This window comes from Bacillus cereus group sp. BfR-BA-01383, assembly GCF_022663495.1.
Lineage (GTDB): Bacteria > Bacillota > Bacilli > Bacillales > Bacillaceae_G > Bacillus_A > Bacillus_A cereus_AU.
The window spans coordinates 54,675-62,991 of record NZ_JAKUFP010000025.1 but is presented as its reverse complement, the minus strand read 5'-3'; the positions used below and the strand labels follow the sequence as shown (position 1 = coordinate 62,991).

Sequence of the window (8,317 nt, the reverse complement as noted above, 5' to 3'; positions counted from 1 at the left end):
ACTCTTCGGCAAATAAAGACAGCTCTTGTTTTTGATGCATATTCATAAAAAGCACGTCACCCTTTCTCATTAACATAAGAGAATAGTAACGCGCTTTTAATTTTAAGAATAGTCTAAATCCTTAAGTTGATGGATGTGGGGTCACTGCACAAACAGGCTTCTTTTTTTATTCTCGTATTATCCCGTAACTTGTCCCCACTAACACAGTCTTTTCATGTTGATTTCGATAAACTGACTCAATTGAAACTTTTTTATATCCTTCCATTTGTTCAATATTTGTTAAAGTTAATTCACAAGTGATCGTATCTCCTGTAAAAACTGGTCTAATAAACTCACTTACTAATTCTCTTGCTATGTAATGTAACTCCTCGCCTACTTTCGTCCCAATGCTAGCGGTCAATAAACCATGAACCATTAATTGTCCATTCTCATCATATTCCATATGATGTCTACCTTTATCTCCTGTAATATTTGCAAATTCGAAAACTTCTTCCTCGGTAAATCTTCTTTCATATTTAAATACATCTCCAACTTTAATACTCATTTTTATCCCCCTAATAATAAACAGAATTTTCTTTCATTTTATCATAAAATGAGTCTGAATTCATTTTCTATTACAAAAAGAATTAGAGATACTAATAACTGTAATTTCCCTTTACTTTTCGCTCATTTATCGATGACCATCCCTTTTTGCAACTTGATATCCATAGTACGCACATGTCCCATTTCTTGATAACTCTCTCACTTCAAAACCACAACTTTTATAAAAATCAAAATTGTTAGCAGATGTATGTGCAAACCAGTCACCATGCGGCAGCTTTTGTAAACAAAGAGCGACTAGTTTCTTACCCAATCCCTTCCCTCTATACTCACACTTCACAACTAAATTTACTATGTTTGCGACCATAATTTGATCAGAAATGACTCTAACCATAGCAATCATCTCTTCTTCATCCCAAATTGTAAAAGCCCATGTTGAATTTTCAAATGCTATCGTAAATTTCTCAATTTGCCAAGAAGGGATATTATGATTGCTCCAACCAGCATCTTCAAACAAAGCTTTAATTGCATATGCTGGTACACCACTCGTTCCCTCACGAATAATCAATCCATTATGATAAATGTACATTTAATCCCCCCTTTATTTTTATATACCATTCTTCAAAAGGTGCAATTTACCTTTTAAAAAATATTTTTTTCATCCAACCCGCTTAATGGAATAAACGAGAACATCCATCCCATGAAATGAAGTTGTTTTCTCATAACTGAGCCCTGTTTTTCGAGCAACAAATATCGAGGCGGGATGATTCGGGTTAATAAGAGAAATTAACTTATTCATTTGTAATGCTTGGAAACCGTAGTCTCGAAATGCTGCCGCTGCTTCTTTTGCATATCCTTTTCCCCAATACTGCGGGAGTAACCAATACCCAATTTCAATTTCCTCTTTTCCATCTATATTCTGCTTTACTAATCCTGCATGACCAATTCGTATTCCCGTTTCCTTTTCAATCATTACAAATAAGCCAAGCCCATTTTTATAATTAGGAAGTACCCACTCCTCCAAACTTTTTTTACATTGCATATATGTTTTTAACGTTCCATTTCCAATATAACGCATTACCTTCTCATTCCCCCATAACGAAGCGTAGAACTGTAAATCATCTATTGTATATTTACGAAATTGTAAGCGATCTGTATGGAACATTTTTAAACTCCTTTCCACCATTTTGTTCTTTATTACACGATCATATTTTGTATGTATAATAAGTGTTACTCTCTATTATAAATAAACCAACGAAAATATAGAATGTTCAATCTATTTAAAATAAAAAAAGCAGTAGACAAACATTGTCTACTGCATCCATATCATAACTAGCATAAAGAAAACTACAATTGAGGGGGTGTAGGATTTTCAAATATACTAGATACTTATCCCGTTCTAACGGGCGGTAAACTTTTCAATTATATTAAAGTGAAAAGTTTACCGCACATAAGAACTTCCTTCATTTATTAAGAAAGTATCGCTAAGTAATCATATACACGCTTAGATTCTTCCCCACCCATTCGTGCATGCTGAAGAAGAGAAATACCGTGAGGACCAGATGCATGCAATGCTTCTGGTTGTGCTACTAAAATCGCTTGTACAACTTCTAACTCTCCAAGCATAGATGCTGCAAAAATATCCATTCGAGCACCCTTTTCCAGTAAATAAAGAGCAATATCTTTACGTCCTACATGTGCCGATGCCCCTAACGCACTTTCCCAATCTGATCCACCCCAATTATAAGAGGCATGAAGTAGGCTTGGTGATTCAGCCAACAGTTCCTGTACTTTTTCTAAATTCCCATGAGCCGCCATAACAAATTCTCTTACTAATTCAGTGGTAATACGTTCTTCTGTTTGCATCTCGCTTCTCCTTTTTTAGAAATTCGTTTCGGTGTAAAAAATGGCTTGTCACTTCCCTGAAAAATATCAACTTCTATGCCAAATACATGTTGAAACATTTCATGACATAACACTTCTTCTGGTACACCATCATACTGAATCTGCCCTCGCTTTAATACGAGTAAACGATCGCTATATTGAGCTGCTTGGTTAATGTCATGTAAAACCATTATAATTGTCATACCAAACTCTTCGTTTAATCGTTTCACAAGTTCCATTACTTCTAACTGGTGAACGATATCCAAAAAGGTTGTTGGTTCATCTAGCAATAAGACATTTGTACGTTGTGCTAGCGTCATTGCAATCCAAGCACGTTGTCTTTCTCCTCCTGACAAAGACTGTAAAAGACGATATTCATACCCTGCAAGATTTGTAACAGACAATGCCCAATCAACAATTTCTTCATCTTCTTTATTTAAGCGACTGCTCCATGATTTGTGGGGTCCTCTTCCAAATTCGATTAATTCTTTCACTGTTAAATCTAATTGATGATCATGCATTTGTGGTAACATCGCTAATTGCTTCGCTACATCGGCACTCTTCATCGTATGAATATTTTTCCCATCTAAAATGATGTCCCCTTCGCTTTGTTTAAGTAGTCTTGCCATTAAACGAAGCAAAGTAGATTTCCCGGATCCATTCGGTCCAATTAAACTAACGACTTCCCCAGCTTTAATATGTACATTCATATTTTGCATTTGAAATCTTTCAGAATGTGCGTAAAACACTTTTTCAACGGAAATCACGTTGTTTTCCTCCTCTATGAATTAAATATAAGAAGAACGGACCACCTAAGAAGGATAATAAAATACCAACAGGCAATTCGATTGGATCGAACCAACTTCGAGCTATCGCATCCGCGAAAACAAGTAATATCCCGCCGGCAAGGCATGATAATGGAAGCAAATATTTATAGTCATTTCCGACTAATAAACGTAGCATATGCGGTACAACAAGACCAACAAACCCAATAAGTCCAGAAACACTAACTGCTATTCCAGCTAATAATGTGCTTACTACGATTAAATAAAATCGGCTTTTTTCCACGTTATGACCTAATAACTTCGCCATTTCATCTCCAAGCATTAATACTCGAATATGCTTAATACCAAAGAAGGCTAATATAATAGCGAATATTGCATAATAAATAATCATGTTTAAATGTGCCCAGCTTACACCACCAATACCACCAGCTAACCACGGTAATACGGATTGTACTTTATCACTATGTAGTAACATTAATGCTGAAGTTGCTGCACCAATTAATGCATTGATTGACACACCTACTAAGACGATTCTTGAAGGCGGTGCCCCTTTTTGCCATGATAAAGCATAAATGACCATCGCTGTGATGAAAGCTCCTAAAAACGCCCCTAGCGGTAAAAAAGCCATATGCTGAGGAAATAGGATCATAATTACAATTGCTACAAGACCCGCTCCAGATGAAACCCCGATAATACCAGGGTCTGCGAGAGGGTTTCTCATAACCCCTTGCAGTAATGCACCAGATGCAGCTAAACATGTTCCTACTATAAACCCAACAAGTACTCTCGGTATACGAAGATCCCATACAATTCGATGAACTGTCGAACTTTCATCTTGCATCCCTACCAGAATATCTCGTAAAGAAAAGGATAAACTTCCTGCGAAAAGACCGTAAAAAAGACTTAGAATCGTTAATATAACTAAAGTAACTGCTATGATCCATCTTTTTTTCGCAAAAGGATGTTCCTTTTCTCTTACTACTTCACTACTCTCCATACTTATCATTTCCTTACATCTTGTATACTTTTATACATAAAGTCCATCGCTTCTGTAACTTTTGTTCCTGGATTTGATCCAAATAAGTCTGGTGGTAAAATCACTACGCGATTTTGTTTTACTGCGTCTAAATTTTTCCACGCTTCATTTTTCATCATTTCGCCTTCGAATGCCTTTTTCACACTATTTGGATCTCCATGTGTAATTAAATAAATCACATCTGGATTCGCCTCAATAATGCGTTCTACACTTAACTGCGCATATTGCGGATATTCTTTCATTTCTGGAAAATCAGCTGCAATATTTTTCCCGCCTGTTTTTTCTAAAATATCACCTGATAACGATGTTGGTAATGCTGCTAAATAAGTACCTGGTGCGCCATACACTAGCAATGCTTTCACATCGCTCTTTTTCTCATATTTCTTCATTTGATTATTAATTTTTTGATTAAGTTCTTTTGCTTTATCCTCTTTCTTCATTACTGTTCCGTATAGTTCAATATTCTTTTGAATTTCTTGTACAGAATTCGCAGAAGAAATCATTACTTTCGTTCCTTGTCCTTCAACCGTTGGAACATTCTTTTGGAATCCATTGTTAGCAACAAGTACATCAGGCTTTAAGCTAGCAATTTGTTCAAAATTCGGTTGATGCGCATTCCCAATTACTTGCGCTTTCTTTAACTCCTCTGGAAGAGTTAATTTCGTATCCGGACGACCTACTATTTTTCCACCTAAAGCATGAATAATATCCATGTCTCCCATACTTAATGTTGCAAAACTTTCAGGTGTTTTATCGAATGTTACCTTTCTTCCTGACAGGTCGGTAATTTCGATTTTCTCTTTTCCCTTTTCCGTTTTTGTTGCAGATGCTTTTTCGTCTCCTTTGGCACTGCAACCTATTAATAAGAAAAAAATAGATAGAATCGCTGTAAATAGCGTAATAGATTTCTTCATTCTTTCACCTCTAATTGATAATGATAATCATTAATTACCACTCTACTTTAATTGATAAGGATTATCATTGTCAATATAAAACGCATACATTTTCTATAAAAAACAAAAAACGCTACAAAAAGACTCTTTCTTTTCGTAGCGCTCTATTTACCAATATTACTCACATTCATTTTCCTCTAACTGATTACGTATCACTTTTACACGCTGAAAGAAAAAGAATGATAAACTTAAAAATATAACGATGCTGCCCATCATAACGAAAGATTGTATCGTTTCTTTTGCTCCATTCGGAATCAATAAGCCAACCATTAACAATGTACTTACAGCGAGAAGGATTTGTCCGAACCGAGTATAATCTTCTATTTTTCCTTGCAATTCTTTCATTATATTCTCACTCCTCCATTTCACTGTATCATATTCTATTAAACTTAAAGACAAGTAAATACAGCCAGTGAGGGAGATGTTTTCCAAAAGAAAAAGAGTCGCAATGAAGCGACTCTTTCATATCCATTACACACCTTTATACGCTTCCATATAAATTTCTTTCAGTTCTGAAATGAGCGGTAATTTTGGATTAGCTGTTGTACATTGATCTTCAAAAGCTCTTTCTGCTAATATGCCAACAACCTCTTCAAATTGCTCTTTATCGACTCCTTGCCCTGCAATACTCATATTAATATTCAAGCTTTTTCCAAGTACAATAATTGCTTGGACGAGTGATTCCACACCTTCTGCCGCTGAACTTGCTGGAAGCCCGAGCATTCTCGCAATCTGTGCATAGCGTTCATCTGCTACAAAGTGCTCATATTTTGGGAACAATGCGTGTTTTCTTGGCTTAATAGCGTTATACCGGACTACATGCGGCATAAGAATGGCATTTGCGCGTCCGTGCGGAATATGGAATTCCGGTCCAATTTTATGTGCTAAACTGTGATTAATACCTAGGAAAGCATTTGCAAATGCCATCCCTGCGATTGCAGAAGCGTTATGCATTTTTTCTCGTGCTTCTTCATCATTTCCATCTTTAAATGCTCTCGGTAAATATTTAAATACGAGATCAATGGCTTTTAATGCTAACCCATCTGTATAGTCATTTGCCATAACAGATACATATGCCTCAATTGCATGTGTTAATACGTCCATACCAGTATCTGCTGTTACATGAGGTGGTACTGTCATTACAAATTGTGGATCAACAATTGCTACATCTGGTGTTAATTCATAATCCGCGAGTGGATATTTTATATTATTTTTCTTATCTGTAATAACCGCAAATGGCGTTACTTCTGATCCTGTCCCTGATGTTGTTGGAATGGCAACAAATTGCGCTTTATTTCCTAAGTTCGGATATTTACATGTACGTTTTCTTATATCTAAAAACTTCTGTTTAATGCCATAGAATGTTGTTTCTGGGTGCTCATAGAAAAGCCACATCCCTTTTGCTGCATCCATAGCTGAACCGCCACCAAGCGCGATAATTACATCCGGTTTAAAGCTTTTCATCATTTCCGCACCTTTAAAAACAGTTTCATCTGATGGGTCTGGCTCGACCTCAAAGAACACTTCAACTTTCACATCATTTGTATGTTTACGTAAATAGTGCGTGACTGTATCTACATATCCGTGCTCAACCATTCCTGGATCGGTTACAATAAATGCACGTGAAATGTTAGGCATGTTTGCTAAATACGCTGTAGCATGTTTTTCAAAATAAATTTTTGGTGGCAATTTGAACCACTGCATATTCTTTTTTCTATTTGCCAGCCTTTTTATATTTAATAAATGTGTCGCTGTTACGTTTTGGGAAACTGAGTTTTTTCCGTAGGATCCACAGCCAAGCGTAAGTGATGGAATAAATCCATTATATATCTCTCCTATTCCACCTTGTGATGAAGGTGCATTTACAATGAGACGGCAAGCTTTCATGCGTAATCCAAATTGTTTTTGCACTTCTTTGTTTGCAGAGTGGATGACTGCTGAATGTCCTAAACCACCAAGGTTCAACATTTCTTCGCAATATGTAAATCCTTCTTCTAATGAATTTGCTTTTATACAAGCTAATACTGGGCTCAGTTTCTCACGAGATAGTGGATACGCTGGTCCGATACCTTGTATTTCAGCTACAAGCATTTTTGTATGTTCAGGCACCGTAATCCCAACTAATTCAGCAATATACTGCGCGGATTTCCCTACAATATCACTATTTACTGCACATGTATTTTCATTTATAACTAGCTTTTCTAATTTTCTTCTCTCTTCCTCTGTTACAAAGTAACAATTGTTTGCAATCATTTCTGTTTTCATATCATCATAAATTTCCTTATCGACAATGATTGCTTGTTCCGATGCACAAATCATACCGTTATCAAATGTTTTCGATAAAATTAAATCATTAACAGCTCGTTTTACATGTGCTGATTTCTCTATATAACATGGTACATTACCAGGGCCGACGCCTAGCGCTGGTTTTCCAGTAGAATAAGCTGATTTCACCATACCAGCTCCTCCAGTTGCTAAAACAAGTGCAACACCTTCATGGTTCATTAATTGTTTTGTCGCTTCAACAGACGGTCTTTCAATCCATTGAATACAATGCTTTGGTGCACCAGCTTTCACCGCTGCATCATATACTGTTTTTGCCGCTGCAATGGAACACTTTTGTGCGGAGGGATGAAAGGCGAAAATAATTGGATTTCTCGTTTTTATCGCGATTAACGCTTTAAACATTGTTGTCGACGTTGGATTCGTTACTGGCGTTACCCCAGCTACTACACCGACAGGTTCCGCAATTTCTATTATTTCTTCATGAGGATCTTCGTGAATAATTCCTACCGTTTTATCTTTCTTTATACTATGCCAAATATATTCAGTAGCAAAAATATTTTTAATGCATTTGTCTTCATATACACCACGGCCCGTTTCCTCAACAGCCAATTTTGCCAATGGCATATGTTGATCAACACCTGCTAGTGCCATTTCATGAACAATGTTGTCAATCTGCTCTTGTGTAAAACTTTCTAATGCTTGTAAAGCCTCTTGACTGTTATTTACTAACGTATCAATCATCTCTTTTACCTCTTGCATTCCATTTACAACTTTCTCTTTGACTACCATGTAAATTTCCTCCTATTCTGTTATCACGGTCTTTATAAGTCCCT

Annotated in this window: 9 protein-coding genes; all 9 read right to left on the bottom strand. The window is 36.4% G+C overall.

What is annotated here, in order from left to right; all coding sequences use genetic code 11:
* Nucleotides 1-166 precede the first annotated feature (166 nt).
* Entirely contained in the window at nt 167-544 is a 378-nt protein-coding gene (locus MR065_RS19815; RefSeq protein ID WP_097905227.1) for a MaoC/PaaZ C-terminal domain-containing protein, read from the bottom strand.
* A 126-nt stretch (nt 545-670) separates the two neighbouring features.
* Nucleotides 671-1,129 carry a GNAT family N-acetyltransferase gene (locus MR065_RS19810; RefSeq protein WP_097905226.1) on the bottom strand — a complete coding sequence of 153 codons (459 nt, stop codon included), beginning with the start codon at nt 1,127-1,129 and terminating at the stop codon, nt 671-673.
* A gap of 69 nt (nt 1,130-1,198) precedes the next feature.
* Nucleotides 1,199-1,726: a GNAT family N-acetyltransferase gene (locus MR065_RS19805; RefSeq protein WP_242214831.1), complete on the bottom strand. Its 528-nt coding sequence runs from the start codon at nt 1,724-1,726 to the stop codon at nt 1,199-1,201.
* A gap of 284 nt (nt 1,727-2,010) precedes the next feature.
* The gene (locus tag MR065_RS19800; RefSeq protein WP_242214830.1) at nt 2,011-2,406 is read right to left on the bottom strand and encodes an ankyrin repeat domain-containing protein; all 396 of its coding nucleotides are present in this window, start codon (nt 2,404-2,406) and stop codon (nt 2,011-2,013) included.
* Nucleotides 2,373-3,191, bottom strand: coding sequence for an ABC transporter ATP-binding protein (locus tag MR065_RS19795; RefSeq protein WP_242214829.1), 819 nt, complete (start codon nt 3,189-3,191; stop codon nt 2,373-2,375). Before MR065_RS19795 ends, MR065_RS19800 begins: the two co-directional genes overlap by 34 nt.
* Nucleotides 3,178-4,206 carry a FecCD family ABC transporter permease gene (locus MR065_RS19790; protein WP_141436473.1) on the bottom strand — a complete coding sequence of 343 codons (1,029 nt, stop codon included), beginning with the start codon at nt 4,204-4,206 and terminating at the stop codon, nt 3,178-3,180. The genes MR065_RS19795 and MR065_RS19790 overlap by 14 nt, the downstream gene beginning before the upstream one ends.
* A gap of 5 nt (nt 4,207-4,211) precedes the next feature.
* Nucleotides 4,212-5,159: an ABC transporter substrate-binding protein gene (locus tag MR065_RS19785; protein WP_098268172.1), complete on the bottom strand. Its 948-nt coding sequence runs from the start codon at nt 5,157-5,159 to the stop codon at nt 4,212-4,214.
* 156 nt (nt 5,160-5,315) lie between these two features.
* Entirely contained in the window at nt 5,316-5,543 is a 228-nt protein-coding gene (locus MR065_RS19780; protein WP_088230642.1) for a YrhC family protein, read from the bottom strand.
* A 126-nt stretch (nt 5,544-5,669) separates the two neighbouring features.
* On the bottom strand, nt 5,670-8,273 hold the full coding sequence (gene adhE / locus MR065_RS19775; protein WP_242214828.1) for a bifunctional acetaldehyde-CoA/alcohol dehydrogenase: 2,604 nt from the start codon (nt 8,271-8,273) through the stop codon (nt 5,670-5,672).
* Between the last annotated feature and the right edge of the window lie 44 nt (nt 8,274-8,317).

What these genes read in the sequence shown, in the direction of transcription:
- MR065_RS19815 (WP_097905227.1), bottom strand. Translation starts at nt 544, where the DNA reads ATGAGTATTAAAGTTGGAGATGTATTTAAATATGAAAGAAGATTTACC.
- MR065_RS19810 (WP_097905226.1), bottom strand. Translation starts at nt 1,129, where the DNA reads ATGTACATTTATCATAATGGATTGATTATTCGTGAGGGAACGAGTGGT.
- MR065_RS19805 (WP_242214831.1), bottom strand. Translation starts at nt 1,726, where the DNA reads ATGGTGGAAAGGAGTTTAAAAATGTTCCATACAGATCGCTTACAATTT.
- MR065_RS19800 (WP_242214830.1), bottom strand. Translation starts at nt 2,406, where the DNA reads ATGCAAACAGAAGAACGTATTACCACTGAATTAGTAAGAGAATTTGTT.
- MR065_RS19790 (WP_141436473.1), bottom strand. Translation starts at nt 4,206, where the DNA reads ATGGAGAGTAGTGAAGTAGTAAGAGAAAAGGAACATCCTTTTGCGAAA.
- MR065_RS19785 (WP_098268172.1), bottom strand. Translation starts at nt 5,159, where the DNA reads ATGAAGAAATCTATTACGCTATTTACAGCGATTCTATCTATTTTTTTC.
- MR065_RS19780 (WP_088230642.1), bottom strand. Translation starts at nt 5,543, where the DNA reads ATGAAAGAATTGCAAGGAAAAATAGAAGATTATACTCGGTTCGGACAA.
- adhE (WP_242214828.1), bottom strand. Translation starts at nt 8,273, where the DNA reads ATGGTAGTCAAAGAGAAAGTTGTAAATGGAATGCAAGAGGTAAAAGAG.